This window comes from Pseudomonas sp. SJZ074, from assembly GCF_007828215.1.
In the GTDB taxonomy this organism is placed as follows: domain Bacteria; phylum Pseudomonadota; class Gammaproteobacteria; order Pseudomonadales; family Pseudomonadaceae; genus Aquipseudomonas.
The window spans coordinates 51,108-70,633 of sequence record NZ_VIUE01000018.1; the positions used below are offsets into that span (position 1 = coordinate 51,108).

Below are 19,526 nucleotides of genomic sequence, written 5' to 3' on the forward strand. Positions count from 1 at the left end.
CATTACATGCTTTTGTTAAATGGAATTGCTGTACTGAGGTGTTGCGTTTGTGTAACACGTTGGCCAACTATTATCGGATCCAGGTTTTGTACTCAATCAAACGATTAATTGAGCGAATGGGTGAACGCCGCCGACCAAAGTTAAATAAGCTGGAAGTGAATAATTATTTATAGCGGTGAGGCGGACATGGCTCGAAAGTTCCACTATTATTGAGCCCGTTCGCCCAGTGTCTGGCTCTTTACCAGTGCATGGAATGCCGAGGCCGTCGCACTGGGCGAACACCGTCTGAAACATTTCCCCTTATTCATCTGCATCGACCAGCAGCGCCGGCCGATGCTTGAACGGTTGTCCCTGTATTAACCGGCAACCGGCGAGCGCCAATCATCGGAGCCCGACGTTCCGCTCACTTCGTGCGTCCAGGTAATCTTGCGATAGGTGAAATGCACATCTTCCAGATGGGTGAAGTGCGAGTTCGCCGGGTCTTGGCAGTTGAGCATGTAGTCCTTGATATCGACGATGATCGCGTCTTCCAAGGTGGTGGTGTAGTAATGCTCCTGAGTGCCGGCGGCAGAAGTGCGGTACCACTGGATTTCAACCTTGGTCAGGCGTTCACCGCAGGTCAGGGCCGCCAGCAGCAGCGGCGAAGCCTTGTCGAAGACCTTGGTGATGACCAAGGGTTTATGCACGCGCTGGCCGGTTGGCTGGCCGGACTGCGGATCGCGCGGAATGATGACCTGATGCTGGAAGCCCTGGACCATGACCTGGTCTTCATGACCTTCCTGATAGGTGTTGCCCACCGAGTCGGCGGTAAACGCGCCGGCCGTGATCAGACCTTGTTTGGTGCCTTCGATGGACATGTACGCGGGGGTAGCCAATGGATGCTCTCCTTGCTGGATAACTAAAGGACCTGGGAAGGAATCGTCCCGAGGTGCCGGAAGGGTTATCAAGAGCTATGCCATTTTCTTAAAAGTTGTTTTATTTCAAGTGGTTATTTATTTTTTTGAGCAACTGTCGAGTGTGTTTCCGACCATTTTGACGCGAACTGCGCAACGGCCTGCACAGTGTCGCGCAGTTTCTTGCGCAACGGTTTTGAACCCCTGAGTACAGGCAGAACGATCAGATTGATGAGCCTCATGACGAAAGCAGGTGCGCAGCTTTTTGCCTGACCCTCGCTACGGTTATTTCAGCGTGAACCCCTAAATCCCATCCAGCACCACCCTGTGGCGAGGGGATAAATCCCCTCGCCACAAAATCATTCCAGACCTTAAGTGAACGGTGTTTCTCAGCTTGTCCTTACAAACCCAACGCCACCCTGCACTCCTCAATGGAGCGCTGCTGCGTCTCGGCGTACAACCCCAGCTCATCGATCGTCGTTCGTCCCAACGCCGCTTCGAAGGCCTGGCGATTGGACTGCCCGGCGTAACGGCTCTGGGCGTCATCACCGAGGTTCGACTGGAAGATACCGGCGGCGCTGACTGGCAGGAAATCTTCATACACCAGCGGTTCGGCGCGCAGGTATTGCTGTTCAACCAGCTGCTCCAGCGCCGTCGATGGCTCGAGAGTGCCTTTGGCGGCCAGGCCCTTTTGCGTCACGAAATAACGGAAGTACGCCAGTGCCTGCCGGCGCAACTCATCGTGGCTGTCCGGGAACGGCGCAAAGTGTTCGGTCATCAAGGTGTTGTAACGCGCGGCATTGGCCTCGTTGGGAAATTCCCCCAAGGCATCCCGCGCCGCGTTGAGCAACTGATCGTAGAGCGCACGGCCCTTGGGCGTGAGGGCGGCGCCCCGTTGTTCGATTTCACCGAAGCGCGCGCTGTGACTGCCTTGGGTGTGGGGCTGGTCGATGAACGCGACAGGCTCGTCGAGTGCCTTGAAACTGGTCTGGCGCAACAGGATCGGGCACTGGCGGCGGGGCGGGCCTTCGATCACCGCCTTGGGGGTGATGCCATGCACGGGCATCTGCGCCTGGACAATGTCGATGTCCAGGGTGCGCGGTGTCAGGTGATTGATGTGCGGGCCCTTGAAGGCGACCACGTCAGCAATCAGACGGTGCTGGGCACTGAGTTGTCGGTACTGTTCGGCGGTGACGGTGGCGCTGTGGTGCCAGCGAAACGTTTCCAGGGCCTGTAGGACGAAGTCGTCGGCCTGGGCTTGTGTCAGGCCCCCCTGGCGTTCAGCGAGGTCGATGAGCTCAAGCGCCTTCGGCGTGAAGATCTGCCGTTTAGCCAGCACCGATTCGGCAAATGCCCGGAGCTCGGCGTTGTCGATCAGTTCCAGGCGTAGTAAGGAGGTAAACACCCGGAACGGACTGACCTGCAAGGCGCTTTCGTGCACGGCGCGAAAGGCTGTGGAGTGCACCGGTACCCCGGCGGGCGTGAGGTCGTAATAGCCCACCGGCTGCATGCCCATGACCGCGAACAGCCGGCTCAGGGTCGCCAGCTCCGCGGCGGTGCCGACGCGGATCGCGCCGTGGCGTTCGAGGTCCAGGCGCTCACGCTCGCCGGTGCTGTCCAGGTGTTCGGCCAGTTGCCGATCGTTGCCCAGCACCTGGGCATTGGTCTGTTCCACCAGCTTCATCAGCGTGCCGTACAGGGGCACTTCGTCGCGGTACATGTCGGACATCGCCCTGGAGAAGCATTGGCGGATCAGGTCGGGACTGACGAAGCTCATGGTGAGAATTCCTGGTTCGGACTGTGGGAATTGGGAATGAAAGTGGAACGAAAGATCGCAGCCTTCTCCAGCCCTCGCAAACGAAGAATCTTCAGGACTTCATTCTGCCAGGGACTGATCCCACCGCTCGTTCACTGTCCCAACCCCTTGAGGAACCCTCGATACAGCGCCGCCGTCCGTTCCGGTTTTTCAAGCGGCGGCAAGTGACCCAGCCCATCCCAGATCTCCACCCGCAGATCGGCGATGCCCTTGCTCCACACCGGCACGCAGCTGACGTCGATCATCCGGTCCTGGCGGCCCCAGAGCAGCAGCGACGGCGCGCGGATGTCGGACAGGCGCGGCTCCATCGGCGGGCTGGCGTTGAAATCCGTGTAGATCTCCGCCAGTTCTTCCCGGCACTTGACGTACTTATCGGCCACCGCCGCCAACACCACCTTGGGCACCCAGGGCGGTGAGTCCATGGTCATTGCATAGAAGGGTGGGAAATCGTTACGCGAACGCATGAGGGAGGGGTTCCGCCCGGCGGCCACCTGGCGGTCCATGTCGCTGGGCTGGGGCGACGTCACGCCGGCCGGATTGAGCAGTGTCAGGGTCAGCACCCGCTCCGGCGAAGTGGCTGCCAGCCAGGCGGCCAGGTAACCGCCCATGGAGTTGCCGATCACATGGACCTTGTCCAGGCCGCAGGCGTCGAGCAACTCGATTATCCGCCGGGCCTGGGTCGGAATGTCATAGCCGCCACCGGCCTTGAAGCCGGTTTCACCATGGCCGGGCAGGTCGGGAATCAGCACCCGGTAGTCACGGACGAAGGGCCGGGCGAACCGCAGCCAGAGGTTTTTATCGGCACTGTAGCCATGCAGCATCAGGATGCAGCCAGAGGCTTCATAAGGTCCGCCTTGCAGGGTCGACACCGTCATTTCGCTGATGGGCACAGTGATCTTGTGCAACCGGGAAAGACGGGTTTCCACCGCCATGCTCAGGTCGAACAGCACCTGGCCGATGGCCGGATAGGTCAGCCAGCTCCAGACGACAAACACGGCGAGTATTACCCACAGCACCAGCATTTTTTACCTCCATGAGTCACGACAAAATTTGATCGGTCAGCCTTGGGCGACAGGGCGTAGTGATAAGTGAAGCTCAAACGTGGGGACATCGCGACGACAGCGTAGCTTGTGCGTTGAAAGGTGCTGTGAAAGCGTGAGGTTATTGACGGCGCGTTCTTTTTATGTGTGTTATTTCCATTCAGCGATACGGTGCCTGATGCTTGCTGAGCTGGACGTGAGCAGCATCAAACATAGTGTTTCTTTATCTGTGTGACCGGGCACCGTCGCAGCAATGATCAAGGCATATCTGAAGTCAGGTCCAACTTGACTCGTTTCAGTTCCCCATTGGTTCTATAGTACGCGGTGTTTCTGTAATCGTAGATTGTGTCCAATGTTCTAAGTTTTACTCTGCCAGGTGAGGTGCCTCGAACTGCACCAGAGCTTCTGGTGACAAGAAATGGATGGGACGATTTTATTCGATTAAGCGCTTCATTGGGGTCGGTGATTTTTTCCAGGACAAAATATCTATAGCTAAATGGGACGGTGGCCCCGCCTGAGTTGTATAGAACTTCGTAAACTGCACCTGTAGAGTCGATGGGTATTATGGATACTATCTCTGACGGTTCTGGTGAAGGCCGCGACAGCGTGTAGATGTATATTGTTTGTATAAGGCATATTGTTAATAGGGTGACGCTGATCCACTTAGAAATCTTTGGTTTTAGCATGTCGTATACCTGCTCTTATCCATATCTGGTCTATGCTGTCATCGCCGTAGGGCGAGTCCGCCCACCACTTTCCAAACTCCTCTTTTGATGTTCCTGCAATGGATTGAGCCGCGCCTGCCGCCCTAAGTAGAACGTGCTCTGGAAGCCCTGCTGCCGTACCGGTGGCGCCGTAATTGAAATTACCGAATTCCTCAAATTCCCTTCCGCGTTGCTTGTAGTCCCATTCGCCCTTGTTTCTGACTTTTGTATAAAAAATTCCCAGAAGAACAGCATCCCCTCCTACGATAAGTTTTGAGGCATCCCTCAGTTTTTTTGCCTCCTTCATGTTTTCAGTCAGAAGGACATCTGGTGGCGCAAGGGGGAGTATTCCTGAGTTGGCCCGTTCCTCAATGAGCTGTTCATATGCAGGGATCAATTTAATAAGTCGATCTTCAAGGTTATTGATTTCGGCATTTAATATATCGCTGCGATAGGTTGCATGAATGGCTGAGAATTCTTCTTCAAAAGATATTTCAGTGTCAAGATGATTAGTTTGTATGCGCTCAAGAAAGGCTTTGCTGTCCCGGGCTATGAAATCTGTGCCCGCATAGGTCGCCAGAAGTGAAAGATGTTGCTGCAGCTCTTTTTGTTTTGTATCTCTCAGTTGTTTGATCAAGAGAATGGCTTTGTTCATTCCTTGCTCTGGTGACAGCTCCGCTGTCGAGTCTTCGGCGTTGCTGGCAGAATCCAGTTCGGCCTGGATTCTTTTTTCCAAACTGGTCTTGTCCAACTGATATTGGCTGACGATGGCGTTTTTTTTCAGATTGTATCGATTGGTCCAGGTAGCGATGTGTCTTTTTTTTTCATCGGCTTCTGTGGTTGCAATAGTTGAAGTAAGTTGCCTGGATTTTTCCGTCAGCATTTTTGTTTTTACCGCAAGCATTTTGGCTGTATAGGCGGCGGTGATGGATGTGAGCCATTTGTTGTAGGTGGTCAGTGAAGGGGCTCTGCTTTTATGAAAAATATTTAGAAACTCAACTGCATTTTTTTTAATGGTGTTGTTGAGAGGGTCTCTTCCATAAAATTGGCTTGCTGTTGCAGTAATTTTTTGTAGTTCGTTTTTTTTAAATCGAAGAACTTCGTCGACGACAGATTTTTCGTGCTTGTATCGCTCCAGCATGCCTGGTTTGCCCGGCTCTGATTTCTTTGAAATTTCTTCGTCAAGCTCAGGCTTAAAGAACGGGATATGTGCCTTGTAGGCTTTGTCTATCCTGTCCTGTTGAGTAGCGATAGCTATGATGATGGTTATTGACTGATCCGGATGTTTGATGTTTTTTTTGCTGAAGAGAGTTTTTAACTCTGTGGACTCAACGATTTTTCCATTCCATGGGAGCGGCTTTGCAATATATTGTCTGGGTGGGAATGGCGCGTACGGCAGACGTGGCAATGGAGGGTCAGATTTTATGATGATGGGGGGGAGATTGATTGTTTGAGGGGGGGGCGTGTTTTTCATGATGCCTCCTTGGCAATGAGTCTGGTACGTAAAACGTCGAATTATTCGTTGGGGACGAAGGATAGTCGTTGTGAGAATTATGGATGTTCGATTTTCTGGCGATAACGATTCAAGATGAGATTCAGTTGATCGCCGTTAACTAACATGTCTTGCATGATTGGGGCTAAGGGTGTTGTCTTGCATGATAAGCAGGCTATTTATATGGCTTCTGATCGGCAACCTGAAAAACTCGTCGGAAAATTCTTGATAGTGTGTGAGGTCAGGTATTTTTCCACACTACTGATGCTCTGTTGCCTAGCTGCGTTATTAGCAACATGGCTGTTGCGGGGGCCGCCAATCAGGTCATGGACAGCGCTCTACGGAGAGACTGGAGCGCTACCTCATTGTCGGGTAGGGTGCCAAGGCATTCTCCGCGGAACAAGGATGAAATCATGATGATTACCGCTCTGCGCTCCCGTCTGGCCGTGAGTCTCGGCTTGAGCCTGGCCCTCGGTGCCTTGGCTCCCGCCGCTTTTGCACAACCCGATCAACAGGTCCTCGCCGGCGCCGAACAGTACAAGGGCGAGGCCCTGAAGCTGCTCGAAAAACTGGTGAACATTGACTCCGGCTCCGGCTATGTGCCGGGGCTGACCCAGGTCGGCGACATTGCCATCGATGAGTTGAAGAAGCTGGGCGCCAGCATTGAAAAGGTGCCGAACTCCGATGGCAGTCAGCACATCCTGGCGACCCTCAAGGGCACTGGGAAAGCGAAGATTCTGTTGATGGCCCACATGGACACGGTGTTCAAGGAAGGCTCGGCTGCCGAGCGTCCGTTCCACATCAAGGACGGCCGCGCCTATGGGCCTGGCGTGATGGACGACAAGGGCGGCATCGTCGCCGGCATCTATGCGTTGAAGGTGCTCAAGAACCTGGACTTCAAGAACTATGCACAGATCACCTTCCTGCTCGATGCCAGCGAAGAAACCGGCTCGGACGTCGCCACCGACCTGATCAAGAAAACCGCCAAGGCCCATGACGTGACCCTCAACCTGGAACCGGGGCGCCCGGCCGATGGCCTGGTGGTGTGGCGCAAGGGCAGTGCCACGGCGCTGGTGGAGGTCAAGGGCAAGGCGTCCCACGCCGGTGTGGCGCCAGAACTGGGGCGCAATGCGGCGATGGAAGCGGCGCACCAGATCCTTCAGCTCGGCAAGCTCGGCGACGCGGACAAGAAAACCACCATCAACTTCACGGTGCTCAACGCGGGCGACCGGACCAATGTGATTCCCGACAAGGCCACCGCCAAGGCTGACGTGCGGGCCGCGGTGCCGGAAGAATTCGACCGTATCGAAAAAGACCTGGCCCGTGTGTCCCAGGACAAACTGATCTCCGACACCGAAGTCACCACCAGCCTGAAACGCGGCCTGCCGCCAATGCCGCAGACGGCGGAATCGGATCGTCTGATGGCCATGGCCCAGGGGATCTATGGCGAGCTGGGGCGCAAGCTTACCGAGGAGGGCAGCGGCGGAGCGGCGGATGCCAGCCTGTCGGCCGAGGTCGGCACGCCGACGCTGGACGGTTTCGGGATCGTCGGCGGCAACATCCATACACCCGAGGAATACGCGGAAGTGGAAAGCGTCGTGCCACGGGTCTATCTGCTGTCGCGGATGATCATGGAGTTGGCGGGACGGTAGTCATCAGGCCCAGCACTGAGTCCTGTGTAGGGGCGCTCCCAGTGGGTTAAGGCATACCCCCTGTGGCCTCTGGAAGTGTTTTCCAGAGGCCAGTTTCATTGGGTGAAGCGGCTAGCGTGGGTCGACGTTATCCAGCGCCCGGTTTGCCAGCAATCCACCCAGCTCGATCAATTGCTGGATGCCCAGAGCCACATGCCGCCGCGAGCCATCCAGCTCGAACGCCAGGTCGCTGACCATGGCATTGGCCGAGGAGAGGGTTTCGCTGAGGTTGGCGAGCAGGCATTCGGTGTCGACGCCGTTGACCACGGTGAAGAGTGGACCCGGATCGATCTTGGCTTCGGTCGGGTGGGGCTTGAGGTAGAAATCGAGGGCGCGCTTGGCGGCTTTGTCGAGTTCCGATGCGTTGGGATCGGTGTCTGGTGGGTTGGGGGGTACTTTGAACATGCTTGAAACTCCTTGGTAAATGGAGCCGCAACCTATTGCTACCAAACATTAGGTGGCGGCTATACGCAGGTTGGTAGACCGGGTACCAAGGCAACCCAGCGCACCACAAGGGTGCCCCGCGCACAGCCGCCATAACAATCAGCCAACGAAAATCGTCAACGGATATTTGCCGAAGCTGTGCGCCTTAGTTTACCCGGGCTACCAAACCCGGTCGCTGATTCGTCAGCGACCGGAAAACGATAAAGCCAGGGGCCCAAAGCGCACAAGCCGGCGGATTCTGGCGTAGTTGTAGGCAATGGCGCAAGGCGATGTAGTTGCGACCTACACCACGATGAGCAAAGTAAACACATGGCTTTTGTGGCGAGGGGATTTATCCCCGCTGGGCTGCGCAGCAGCCCCAAAACCAGTCACCGGGGTGCAACAGATGCACCGTGTCAGCCGGTTTACGACTGCTTCGCAGCCGAGCGGGGATAAATCCCCTCGCCACAAGAGTTTGGTGCCAGCCAGGAGATTTCAGTACACCCAAACCTCCACCCGCCGATTCCTGATCCGGCCTTCATCCTCGCTATTGGCCGCCACCGGCATCAGTGCGCCGAACCCGCGTACTTCCCGCAGCGTCACGCCGTTCCTGACCAGCTCACGTCGCACCGCCATGGCCCGTAGTTTGGACAACAAATCCGCTCGCGCCGGGTCGTCCTTGGCGTCGCCGAACCCCACCAGCGTGACGTGCCGTTCGGTTTTGCCGTGTTGCCGGAGGTAGTCGAGCACGCGGCTCAGGTCCTGGCGGGCCTTGTTGTCGAGGCTGGCGCTGCCTTCGGCGAAGCGGAAGTTGACGGTCAGGCGTTGGGCGTGGCGGCTCAAGGACTGGTAGCCCTCCGGCATCAACGCATTCGGCGTGACAGTCATGGCCCGCACGGTCTGGGCGATGAACCCGTTTGCCGCGACGATGGCCTGGCCCTTGTCGCTTTGGGTGAACGCCACCAACGCCTCGGCCCATGGAGTGCCCGCCTGGGGCGGCAGGTAGAAGAACAACCGCCGGGACAACGGATAGTCCTCCGTGGCAATCAGGTTGTTCAACGGCAACATCGGTTGGGAGTCGCCGTCGGCAATCGCCAGCGCCTTGGCCTGGCGCACGTAGGGCAAACCGATGAAACCGATGCCTTGGGGATCCTGGCTGACGGCGTCGGACAACTGTTCGCTGGATTCGAAGCGCAGGGCGGCAGGATCCAGCCGTTTGCCCTGACGGTTGAGCACCAGTTCCTTGAAGGTGTCGTACGTGCCGGACTGGTCATCCCGGGCGTAGAGCCGTATCGGTCCGCCGACGCTGCCCACCGACTCCCAGGTCTTCGCTTCACCGCTGAAGATCTTCGCCAGTTGCACAGTGTTCAACTGACGCAGCGGGTTGCTTGGGTGAAGGATAATCGCCAGGCCATCAATGGCGATGACCTGCTCGGCCGTAGGACTTTTCAGATCACCCAGGGGCAGCAGTTCCTCCAGCTCGTTGTCCTTGATCGGCCGGGAAGAGGCGGCCAGGTCGGCGCCGCCCTGCTTGAGGGCGGCGAATCCGGTGCTGGAGCCATGGGCGGCGATGTCGATCTCCACCCGCCGGCCACCGGCGGTCTGGCCAACGATGCGTTGCTCGTTGTCATGACCGGTGATTTCAGTGCTGACCTTGAGCAGGCCCTGATCTTCCATCAGCCCCTTGGCCAGGGCTGGACCGAGTGTCGCGCCAATGGTGTTCGAACCCTGTATGCGCAAGGCAAGACCCTGCTCGGGAACCGGCAGATCGGTGGCCCAGGCCGTGAGCGGCAGCCACAGCACCACGAAACAACCCACCCGAAGCCGCATCTCGGCACCTTCTGAACCCAGAGAAATGCCGGAAGATTAAGTCAGGCAGGTGACTGTGAGATGACAATCACCCTCGACCCCTGTGGGAGCGAGCCTGCTCGCGATAGCGGTGGGTCAGCTTGCATTGATGTTGAATGTGCCGCCGTCATCGCGAGCAGGCTCGCTCCCACAGGGGGGAGTGCAGGTTTTGGGATCAGCTCAATTGCAGCCAGATCGGCGCATGGTCCGAAGGCTTCTCCATGCCCCGCAGTTCATAATCCACACCGGCATCCTTGACCCGTGGCAGCAGGCCGTGGGAGGTCAGGATCAGGTCGATGCGCAGGCCGCGCTTGGGTTCGTCCTCGAAGCCGCGGCTACGGTAGTCGAACCAGCTGAAGCGGTCGGTGACGTCCGGGTTCAGGTGGCGGAAGCTGTCCACCAGGCCCCAGTTCTTCAGGCGGGCCATCCATTCGCGTTCTTCCGGCAGGAAGCTGCATTTTCCGGTTTTCAGCCAGCGCTTCATGTTGTCCGGGCCGATGCCGATGTCGCAGTCTTCCGGGGAAATGTTCACATCGCCCATTACCACCACGGGCTGGTCGTTGCTGAAGCGGCTTTCCAGCAGGTGCTGCAAATCGCTGTAGAAACGTTCCTTGGCCGGGAACTTGGTTGGATGATCGCGGCTTTCGCCTTGTGGGAAATACCCGTTCATGATGGTCACCGGCACACCATTGGCGTCGGCGAAGGTGCCCCAGATAAAGCGCCGCTGGGCGTCTTCATCGTCGCTCTCGAAGCCTTTGTACAAACTCAGCGGCGCCTGGCGGGAGAGCAGGGCGACGCCGTAATGGCCTTTCTGTCCGTGGTAATGCACGTGGTAACCCAGGGCTTGCACTTCGGCCAGGGGGAACTGTTCGTCGTGGACTTTGGTTTCCTGCAGGCCGATCACGTCCGGCTGATGCTTCTCGATCAGCGCCGCCAGCTGATGGGGGCGGGCGCGCAGCCCGTTGATGTTGAAGGAGACGATCTTCATGGTCGGCTGTCCTGGCAAAACTGCGATGCTAGCTGACATGTCGGAGAGGAGCTAGTGGCCTGTACGGTTAATTCGAGTACTCAAATTCGAGTGCCAGGGCTTGCCAGGCAAGGCGCCATGACGAGTCGTAGCCCCGCTACGGCGAGGAATGGCAACGCAGGCTGGCAAGTCCTGGCGCCGAAGTTGAGTAAGCGAATTAGCCACACAGGCCACTAGCGTGGCAGTAGGACAAATGCACTGCTAATGTCCTGTGCATGTAGGAACGATCGCAGCCCTATCGGGTTCGTACTCAATAAGAGCAGGGCCTCCCGAGCCCGCCCAGGAGATCTCCCACCATGCCTGAAACCGCTACCGCCATCGCCGATATCCACATGCTCGACAGCGGCTACTCCCGCGAAGCCCGTTCATTGCTGTACCAGGCCTATCGCCATGAGCCGACGTTCAGCTACTTGTTCGAGTCCGAGCGCCCGGGTTATGAGCAGCGGGTGAGGGCGACGGTACGGGAGTTGGTCAAGCAGCATTTTCTCCAGGAGTTGCCGGCCATCGGCCTGCTGGTCAACGACCGGCTGATCGGCATCGCCCTGATCGCTCCACCCCAACGCCGGCTGGGCATCACCGAAAGCTGGGCCTGGCGCCTGCGCATGGTGTTGAGTACCGGTTTTCGTTGCACCCGGCGCTACCTGGAATACCACGCGGCGGTGACGGCCTGCCTGCCGTCGGATGCGGTCCATGTGCTGCCGCTGCTGGGGGTGCATCCACAGTTTCAAGGCAAGCATTTCGGCGAACAGTTGCTCCAGGCAGTGCACAACTGGTGTGCGGTGGATGAACATTCTCAGGGGGTGGTCCTGGACACCGGTAACCCACGCTACCTGGAGTTCTATAAGCGCCAGGGGTATGAGGAAATCGGCGAGATTGCGGTAGGACCGATCCGCGAACACGTGTTCTTTCACCCCAATCCCCAGGTTTTGCAAAGCGCAACGGCCTGAACCTACTCCCGGTCTGCGAACTTTTGCGACATGTCCGGTCCTATCAGGCTCCCAAGCCCGTGTTAGCATCCGCGCCATGAAACTCCCAGGACGAATAACCCGTGGCGCGCTCCTGCTGTCCCTCAGCTGCGCGGCACTGGCACAAAGTGAATTGGATGTACGGGTCAAACCCTCCAATGATGCACTCAAGGCCAACGTCGAAGGCTACATCGGTGGCCTGGGCGATCGTGACGAGGAGGCCTTGCTGCGCTTCAGTCGTGGTGCCGAGGAGCAGGCGCGCAAAGCCGCCCAGGCACTGGGCTACTATCAGCCGCGGATCGACAGCGAGGTCAAGGGCGGCAAGCAGCCGCGCCTGATCCTGAGCATCGACCCTGGCGAGCCCGTGCATTTGCGCAACGTCACCGTGCGCGTCGATGGCCCGGCTGCCTCGCTCAAGGCCTTTCGGGTACCCGACAACACGGCCCTCAAGCCGGGCGCGGTGCTCAACCATGGTCGCTATGAAGACGTCAAGCGGACTATCCAGAACCAGGCTTCGCGCTATGGCTTTTTCAGCGGTCGATTCGTCAGCCAGAAACTGCAGGTGGACCCCCAGGCCGGCATCGCCGATATCGAGCTGATCTACGACAGTGGGCCACGCTACACCCTGGGGGCGGTGAGTTTCGAGGGCGATACGCCCTTCGACGAAGACCTGCTGCGACGCATGGTGCCCTTCAAGGCCGGTACGGCCTACGACTCAGAGCTGATCGCCGAACTGAACCAGGCCCTCCAATCGAGCGGGTACTTCGAAGGCGTGCGCGTGGATGCGGCGCCCACCGCTGCGACCGACAACGTGATACCGGTCGCCGTCAAGCTCGACACCCGCAAGCCGCGCACCATGGGCCTGGGCCTGGGGTTCTCCACCGACGTCGGCCCGCGGGCCAAGGCCAATTGGACGCGCCATTGGGTCAACTCCCAAGGCCACAGCTACGGCTGGGAGACGGAAGTGTCGGCCCCCCGACAGAACGTCGGCCTGTGGTATGACGTGCCGCTGGACCCGCCGCTGACTGACAAGCTGCGCTACGCCGGCGGTTACCAGTATGAAGAGCTGGCCGACACCGACAGCCTCAGCAAGCTGTTGACCGTGGGGCCCGAGTGGCACAGCAAGTTGCCCAGTGGCTGGCAGCGGGTGATATCGCTCAAGTGGCAGCGCGAGGAGTATCGCCTGGGTGACGATTCGGGCCTGAGCACGCTGTTGATGCCGGGCGTCAGCTACTCGTACCTGCGCAGCGACAACCGCATCGATCCGCACAACGGCTATCGCTTGCAGTTCGACACCAAGGTCGCCAAGGAAGGGCTGGGCTCGGACAACAACGTGCTCTACGGCACGGCCATGGTCAAGGGCCTGACCACGGTGTTCAACAAGCATCGCCTGTTGGCCCGGGCCCAGGTGGGCGGCAGTGCCACCAATGGCTACAAATCCATTCCGCCGTCCCTGCGCTTTTTCGCCGGCGGCGACCAGAGCGTGCGCGGCTACGATTATCAGAGTCTGTCGCCGGAAAACAACGAAGGCGATCGCATCGGTGGCCGTTACATGATCGCCGGCAGCCTCGAATACCAGTATTCGATTGCGGAAAAATGGCGGGTCGCGACCTTCGTCGATCAGGGGAACGCCTTCAACAGCCTTGAATTGCCGAGCCTCAAGACCGGCGTGGGGGTTGGCGTGCGCTGGGTGTCGCCGGTCGGCCCGATCCGCCTCGACCTGGCCCATGCGCTGGACGAAGAGGGCGGCATCCGATTGCACTTTTCCATGGGGCCTGAGTTGTGAGGCGTGGTTTGAAGAGAATACTGCTGGCGCTCGCTGGAGGGCTGGCGTTGGTCGTGCTGACATTGGGCGTCATGTTGGGTACGCAGCCGGGTAGCCGCTGGACGCTTGGCCTGGCGCCGGGTTTGAGCGTGGAAAACTTCCAGGGGCGGTTGGGCGGACAGTGGAGCGCCGATCATCTCTTGTGGCAACAGGACAGCCGCCGCGTGGAGCTCGATGGGCTGATCTTCGCGTGGTCGCCGTTGTGCCTGGCGCGCATGACCCTGTGCATCGAGCAGCTCAAGGTCGATAAGGCCAGCGTGCAATTGCCTCCTTCTGTCGACGCGCCGAGCAGTGGTCCGATCGCGTTGCCGGACCTGGACTTGCCGGTTGCCATCGAACTGGGCGATGTGCAGATCGGCAACCTGCTGTTCAACGGCAGCGAGCAGCTCAAGGGGTTGCAACTGGTTGCCCATTGGGCCGCTGCGGGCCTGCAGATCGACTCGGTACAATTGCAGCGTGACGAGCTGAGCCTGAAGCTTTCCGGGTTATTGAAGCCCGCAGGCAACTGGCCGCTGAAGGCCCAGGGTCAGTTGACCTTGCCGGCCCCGGGCGACACGCCGTGGGCGCTGGACCTGACCGTCGACGGCAACCTGCTCGACACGCTCAACCTCAATGCCGACAGCAGCGGCTACCTGCAAGGCCGGCTGGTCGGCGAGCTGCAACCGTTGGCGGACAACCTGCCGGCCAAGGTGCGTATCACCGCCGACGGCTTCAAGGCCAGCGCCGATCTGCCGGACACGCTGTTGCTCAATCAACTGGAACTGACCGGTGAAGGCGACCTGAAAAACGGCTATCAACTGCTTGGCAAGGCCACGCTGCCCGCCGAGCAGGGACCGGTGGCGTTGTCGCTGCAAGGCAAGGTAGACGCCGGCGGCGCACAGATCGCTGGCGTGGACCTGAACGCCGGTGACCGGCAGAGCTTGAACGTGAGCGGGCAGGTGGACTGGCGCGAAGGCCTGAGCGCCGACGTGAAAATCGCCTGGTTGGATTTCCCCTGGCATCGTCTCTATCCGCTGATCGACGAGCCACAGGTGACGTTGCGCAGCTTCAACGGCGAAGTCTCCTATACCGACGGTCAGTACCTGGGTTATTTCCAGGCCGCATTAGACGGTCCCGCAGGCGCTTTCAGCCTGGGCAGCCCGCTCAGCGGCGACCTGACGCAGATCCATTTGCCGCAGCTCCAGTTCACGGCGGGGCAAGGCAAGGCCGAAGGGCACCTGGACCTGCAATTTGCCGAGGGCATTGCCTGGGATACGGCGCTGGACCTGTCGGCCATCAATCCGGCCTATTGGCTTGGCGAACTGCCCGGCACCCTGGCTGGACCGCTGCGCAGTAAAGGGTCGCTGAAAAACGACACCCTCGACCTCGACGCGGACCTGGACCTCAAGGGCAAGTTGCGCGGCCAGCCGGCGCTGTTCCAGGTCAAGGCCAGCGGCAGCGGTGAGCAATGGAATCTTGGTGCGCTGGACATCCGCCTGGGGGATAACCGCATCAACGGCAGCGGCAGCCTGCAACAGAAATTGACTGGCCAGATCGACATCAAGCTCGCGCGGCTGGCGCAGCTCTGGCCGCAACTGCGCGGCCAGCTCAACGGTCGTATCGATGTGGCTGGGACCCTCCAAGCCCCCCAAGGCAAGCTCGGCCTGCAAGGCACCCGGCTTGCCTTTCAGGACAATCGCCTGCAAAACCTGAACCTGGGCGCCACCCTCGACAGCGCGCAGCGGGGCAAGGTCGATCTGAAGGCCAGCGACATCCGCGCCGGCGACACCGCGTTGGGCGTGCTGACGGTCAGCGGCCAGGGGGATATCAAGCAGCAAAAACTCAACCTGGATCTGCAAGGGCCGCAACTGAAGACCGCCCTGGGCTTCGATGGCGCGCTGGATCAAGGTAACTGGCGTGGGCGCCTGAACAGTGGCGACCTGCAGGTCGGTGGCCAGGACTGGCGCCTGCAAGGTCCGGCGAAGCTGGAGCGCCTGGCCAACGGCACGCTCAATTTCGGCGCCCATTGCTGGCGTTCCGGCCAGGCCAGCCTGTGTGGCGAGGACCAGCGCCTGATGCCGGAACCGAAGCTGAGCTATCACCTCAAGCAGTTCCCCATTGAAAGCCTCGCCCAATGGATGCCCAAGGATTTTGCCTGGCAGGGCCGGCTCAATGCCGATCTGCAGTTGGATCTGCCGGCCAGCGGTCCGAACGGGCGGGTTCTGGTAGATGCCAGTGGCGGCACGCTACGTATTCGAGACAAGGAACAGTGGCTGGACTTTCCCTACCAGACCCTGAAGCTGGACAGCCGCCTGACTCCCAAGCGCATCGACACCAACCTGAATTTTGTTGGCGCCCGGCTCGGCGAACTGATGCTTCAGGCACAGATCAACCCGTTGCCCGCCAGCAAACCCCTCAGCGGTTCGTTCCGCCTGACCGGCCTGGACCTGTCCGTGGCCCGGCCGTTCGTGCCGATGGTGGAAACCCTCACCGGGCATCTGAACGGCAGTGGCACGTTGTCCGGTGGCTTGCTGGCGCCCCAGGTGAACGGCAATCTTGTGCTCAACGAGGGCGAGGTGTCCGGCCCGGAGTTGCCGGTCAGCCTCGAAGCCTTGCAGGTGCGGGCGATGATCGCGGGAGAAACGGTACGCCTCGACGGTAGTTGGAAAAGTGGCAAGGGCGGACTCGGCAGCCTGAGCGGCAACCTGGGATGGGGCGAGGCCTTGTGCATGAACCTGGCGCTCAAGGGCGCGCAATTGCCGGTCACCGTGGAGCCCTATGCGCTGCTGGAGGTGGCGCCGGACCTCAACATCACGCTGCATGGCGAGCGATTGTCGATTGCCGGCAAGGTGCTGGTGCCCAAGGGCGAGATCACCGTCCGCGAATTGCCGCCCTCCACCGTCAAGGTCTCGGACGACACGGTGATCGTCGGCCACCAGACCGAAGAGGGCAAGGCGCCGCTGGCCATGGCAATGGACGTCGATGTGATCGTGGGCCAGGAGAAGCTCGCGTTTTCCGGTTTCGGCCTGACGGCCAACGTCCAGGGCCAGGTACACATCGGCGACAACATGGATACCCGTGGCGAACTCTGGCTCAACGACGGTCGTTACCGGGCCTACGGGCAACGGCTGACGGTACGTCGGGCGCGGCTGCTGTTCGCCGGGCCCATCGACCAGCCCTACCTGGACGTCGAGGCGATTCGCCAGACCGATGACGTGATCGCCGGCATCCGCTTGAGCGGGAGCGCCGAACAGCCGGTCACGCAAATCTTCTCGGAACCAGCCATGAGCCAGGAGCAGGCGCTGTCCTATCTGGTGCTGGGGCGACCGCTCAGCACCACCGGCGAGGATAACAATATGCTCGCCCAGGCAGCGCTGGGCTTGGGGTTGATGGGCAGTTCAGGGGTGACCACCAGCCTTGCCAGCAACCTGGGGATCGATGATTTCCAGCTCGACACCCAAGGCAGTGGCAACACCACCAGCGTGGTCGCCAGCGGCAACCTGTCGGAAAAACTCAGCCTGCGCTATGGCGTAGGGGTGTTCGAGCCGGCCAACACCATCGCCCTGCGCTACAAACTCAGCAAAAAGGTCTACCTCGAAGCCGCCAGCGGCGTCGCCAGCTCGCTGGACATCTTCTACAAGCGCGATTTCTGACCCCCCTCCAAATCCCCGGTGGGAGCGGGCTTGCTCGCGAAAGCGGTGTGTCAGACGACTCAATGTTGCCTGAAACGCCGCCTTCGCGAGCAAGCCCGCTCCCACAGGCGGGATGCGCTTATCCGATTGTATGTAGCCTGCTAACGATTCGTTTGACATTTGCTGCCTAAGCAGTAATATCTCGACATACATTCACTGCCTAGGCAGCAAACGGTGTCCTGATGAAGCATTTCACCCCAGACGAATTCCATAACTGTCACCTCGGCATGCTGCTCGGACGGGCCGCGCTGCTCAAAGACCGGATCATCGACACGCACATGGAACCGGTCGGCATCACCGCTGCGCAGTTCAAGGTGCTGATCATCATGGCCCAGCACGGCATCGATACACCGGCCGAACTGTGTCGCTACCTGTCCCTGGACAGCGGCTCGATGACACGCATGCTCGACCGCCTGGAACAGAAGGGCTTCCTGGTTCGCCAGCGCTCGGCCGAGGACCGCAGGCAGGTGCAGTTGGTACTGACCGAGGCCGGCCAGGGGCTCGCCGATCGCCTGCCTTACATCGGCGCCGACGCCATGAATCAACTGGCTGGCGCCATCAGCCGCGAGGAGTTGCAAACCCTCGAACAGATCCTCAAGAAAATACTGCTCGCTGCCGGTGATCCCATCACCGTGTTGCGACTGGGGGACAAATGAAGCGTAAAACCTTGCGTACCCGGTTGAGCCTGGTGCTGCTGGCCATGAGCCTCGCGGGCTGTGCCAGCTACAGCGGCCTGAAAACCGAAGGCGTCAGCCTTGAGGCCCAGAACCTCAAGGCTGGACAATCCCTCAATGGCGTCAAGCTGTCGCCGGCGTCATGGCCGAAAAGCGACTGGTGGTCCAGCCTGGGCGATCCGCAACTCGACGGCCTGATCCGTGAAGCCCTGCGCGACAGCCCGGACATGCAGATCGCCAGTGCCCGGGTGCATCAGGCCAGTGCCGCCGCCTATGCCGCCAACGCCGCGCGCATGCCGACCCTGGATGCCAGCGGCAGCGTCAGCCGTTCGCGACTGGCCCGTGACCAGGACCCGGCGGGGCAGGGCGGGGCGTACAGCACCCTGCGTTCGCTGAGCGTGGATTTCAATTACAACTTCGACCTCTGGGGCGGCCAGCGGGCGGCCTGGGAGTCTGCACTGGGCCAGGCCCGTGCGGCGGAAATCGACCGCCAGGCCGCGCAATTGACCTTGGCTGCCGATGTGGCCCGGGCCTACAGCGACCTGGGGCAAGCGCACATCATTCATGACCTGGCGGTTGAAGACCTCAAGCGCACCCGGCAGATGCTCGACCTGAGCAAGCGTCGTCTGACTGCCGGGATTGACAGCGAATACCAGTTCCAACAGACCGAAAGCCTGGAAGCCAGCGCGAGCGCGACGCTGATCGACACGGAAAAACGCCTGCAAAGCGCCAAGATCGCCTTGGCGGTGCTGTTGGGCAAGGGCCCGGATCGCGGCAATGAAATCGCCCGGCCCAACGTACTGCAAGCCAGTGCCGTCGCGTTGCCGTCGAACCTGCCGGCCGAATTGCTGGGGCGCCGCCCGGACCTGGTGGCGGCACGCTGGCGAGTCGAGGCGGCGAGCAAGAGCATCGAAGCCGGCAAGACCAACTTCTACCCCAACCTCAACCTGAGCGCGGCGGCGGGCGTGCAGTCCTTGTTGGGTGACGCGATGTTCGGGTCGGCCAGCCGCTTCTTCAACGTGGCGCCGACGGTGTCATTGCCGATTTTCGACGGCGGACGCCTGCGGGCGGACCTGGATGCCCGGGATGCCGACTATGACCTGGCGGTGGCGCAATACAACAAGAGCCTGGTCACGGCCCTTGGGGATGTCAGCGACACCATCAACCAATTGCGCGATATCTCCCGGCAGATCGGTGCCCAGCAGCACGCCACCGATATTGCCCAGAGTTCCTACGACACTGTGGTCCAGCGCTACGGCTCGGGCATCGGCAATTACCTGGACGTGCTGAGCATCGAGCAGCAACTGCTCCAGGCCCAGCGCCAACTGGCGACCCTGAACGCCGAGCAGATCGATTTGTCGATCCAATTGATGCAGGCCCTGGGCGGCGGTTTCGAGACCGACACCCTGGCTTCGGCCGCGGCGGTTTCCGCCGCGCCGCATAACTGATTCGAGGTA

13 protein-coding genes are annotated in these 19,526 nt (G+C 60.0%); 6 read left to right on the plus strand and 7 right to left on the minus strand.

The window, feature by feature from the left end; translation table 11 throughout:
- Window positions 1-356: 356 nt before the first annotated feature.
- The 4 genes from FBX99_RS18345 to FBX99_RS29210 form a co-directional block, all read right to left on the minus strand.
- The gene (locus FBX99_RS18345) at window positions 357-875 is read right to left on the minus strand and encodes an Hcp family type VI secretion system effector (RefSeq protein WP_144930101.1); all 519 of its coding nucleotides are present in this window, start codon (window positions 873-875) and stop codon (window positions 357-359) included.
- Window positions 876-1,293: 418 nt separating this feature from the next.
- A complete protein-coding gene (locus FBX99_RS18350; protein WP_144930100.1) occupies window positions 1,294-2,670 on the minus strand; it encodes a VOC family protein in 1,377 nt (458 codons plus the stop codon).
- 131 nt (window positions 2,671-2,801) lie between these two features.
- A complete protein-coding gene (locus FBX99_RS18355; RefSeq protein ID WP_144930099.1) occupies window positions 2,802-3,731 on the minus strand; it encodes an alpha/beta fold hydrolase in 930 nt (309 codons plus the stop codon).
- Between the two features lie 681 nt (window positions 3,732-4,412).
- Window positions 4,413-5,927 carry a polymorphic toxin type 44 domain-containing protein gene (locus tag FBX99_RS29210; RefSeq protein ID WP_256664092.1) on the minus strand — a complete coding sequence of 505 codons (1,515 nt, stop codon included), beginning with the start codon at window positions 5,925-5,927 and terminating at the stop codon, window positions 4,413-4,415.
- Window positions 5,928-6,358: 431 nt separating this feature from the next.
- Here FBX99_RS29210 and FBX99_RS18365 point away from each other — a divergent pair, with 431 nt between their 5' ends.
- Window positions 6,359-7,597, plus strand: coding sequence for a M20/M25/M40 family metallo-hydrolase (locus FBX99_RS18365; protein WP_144930098.1), 1,239 nt, complete (start codon window positions 6,359-6,361; stop codon window positions 7,595-7,597).
- Between the two features lie 111 nt (window positions 7,598-7,708).
- On the opposite strand, the gene FBX99_RS18370 is transcribed toward FBX99_RS18365, so the two are convergent.
- The 3 genes from FBX99_RS18370 to xthA form a co-directional block, all read right to left on the minus strand.
- Complete coding sequence (locus FBX99_RS18370) at window positions 7,709-8,041, minus strand: DUF6124 family protein (RefSeq protein WP_145132431.1); 333 nt, start codon at window positions 8,039-8,041, stop codon at window positions 7,709-7,711.
- Between the two features lie 513 nt (window positions 8,042-8,554).
- Entirely contained in the window at window positions 8,555-9,889 is a 1,335-nt protein-coding gene (locus FBX99_RS18375) for a substrate-binding domain-containing protein (RefSeq protein WP_145132433.1), read from the minus strand.
- A 193-nt stretch (window positions 9,890-10,082) separates the two neighbouring features.
- Window positions 10,083-10,895: an exodeoxyribonuclease III gene (xthA, locus tag FBX99_RS18385; protein WP_047700644.1), complete on the minus strand. Its 813-nt coding sequence runs from the start codon at window positions 10,893-10,895 to the stop codon at window positions 10,083-10,085.
- 335 nt (window positions 10,896-11,230) lie between these two features.
- On the opposite strand from xthA, the gene FBX99_RS18390 reads away from it, so the two are divergent.
- The 5 genes from FBX99_RS18390 (at window position 11,231) to FBX99_RS18410 (ending at window position 19,517) form a co-directional block, all read left to right on the plus strand.
- Complete coding sequence (locus FBX99_RS18390; protein WP_047700645.1) at window positions 11,231-11,881, plus strand: N-acetyltransferase; 651 nt, start codon at window positions 11,231-11,233, stop codon at window positions 11,879-11,881.
- Between the two features lie 76 nt (window positions 11,882-11,957).
- Window positions 11,958-13,685 carry an autotransporter assembly complex family protein gene (locus FBX99_RS18395; protein ID WP_145132437.1) on the plus strand — a complete coding sequence of 576 codons (1,728 nt, stop codon included), beginning with the start codon at window positions 11,958-11,960 and terminating at the stop codon, window positions 13,683-13,685.
- Window positions 13,682-17,356 carry a translocation/assembly module TamB domain-containing protein gene (locus FBX99_RS18400; RefSeq protein ID WP_145132439.1) on the plus strand — a complete coding sequence of 1,225 codons (3,675 nt, stop codon included), beginning with the start codon at window positions 13,682-13,684 and terminating at the stop codon, window positions 17,354-17,356. Before FBX99_RS18395 ends, FBX99_RS18400 begins: the two co-directional genes overlap by 4 nt.
- A gap of 221 nt (window positions 17,357-17,577) precedes the next feature.
- Window positions 17,578-18,051, plus strand: a complete 474-nt coding sequence (locus FBX99_RS18405) for a MarR family winged helix-turn-helix transcriptional regulator (RefSeq protein WP_144930091.1) — start codon at window positions 17,578-17,580, stop codon at window positions 18,049-18,051.
- On the plus strand, window positions 18,048-19,517 hold the full coding sequence (locus FBX99_RS18410) for an efflux transporter outer membrane subunit (protein ID WP_144930090.1): 1,470 nt from the start codon (window positions 18,048-18,050) through the stop codon (window positions 19,515-19,517). The genes FBX99_RS18405 and FBX99_RS18410 overlap by 4 nt, the downstream gene beginning before the upstream one ends.
- The last annotated feature ends 9 nt before the right edge of the window (window positions 19,518-19,526 follow it).

Excerpts from the sequence above, each read along its gene's own strand:
- FBX99_RS18390 (WP_047700645.1), top strand. The coding sequence starts at position 11,231 with ATGCCTGAAACCGCTACCGCCATCGCCGATATCCACATGCTCGACAGC.
- FBX99_RS18405 (WP_144930091.1), top strand. The coding sequence starts at position 17,578 with ATGAAGCATTTCACCCCAGACGAATTCCATAACTGTCACCTCGGCATG.
- FBX99_RS29210 (WP_256664092.1), bottom strand. The coding sequence starts at position 5,927 with ATGAAAAACACGCCCCCCCCTCAAACAATCAATCTCCCCCCCATCATC.
- FBX99_RS18410 (WP_144930090.1), top strand. The coding sequence starts at position 18,048 with ATGAAGCGTAAAACCTTGCGTACCCGGTTGAGCCTGGTGCTGCTGGCC.
- FBX99_RS18365 (WP_144930098.1), top strand. The coding sequence starts at position 6,359 with ATGATGATTACCGCTCTGCGCTCCCGTCTGGCCGTGAGTCTCGGCTTG.
- xthA (WP_047700644.1), bottom strand. The coding sequence starts at position 10,895 with ATGAAGATCGTCTCCTTCAACATCAACGGGCTGCGCGCCCGCCCCCAT.
- FBX99_RS18350 (WP_144930100.1), bottom strand. The coding sequence starts at position 2,670 with ATGAGCTTCGTCAGTCCCGACCTGATCCGCCAATGCTTCTCCAGGGCG.
- FBX99_RS18375 (WP_145132433.1), bottom strand. The coding sequence starts at position 9,889 with ATGCGGCTTCGGGTGGGTTGTTTCGTGGTGCTGTGGCTGCCGCTCACG.
- FBX99_RS18355 (WP_144930099.1), bottom strand. The coding sequence starts at position 3,731 with ATGCTGGTGCTGTGGGTAATACTCGCCGTGTTTGTCGTCTGGAGCTGG.
- FBX99_RS18395 (WP_145132437.1), top strand. The coding sequence starts at position 11,958 with ATGAAACTCCCAGGACGAATAACCCGTGGCGCGCTCCTGCTGTCCCTC.
- FBX99_RS18370 (WP_145132431.1), bottom strand. The coding sequence starts at position 8,041 with ATGTTCAAAGTACCCCCCAACCCACCAGACACCGATCCCAACGCATCG.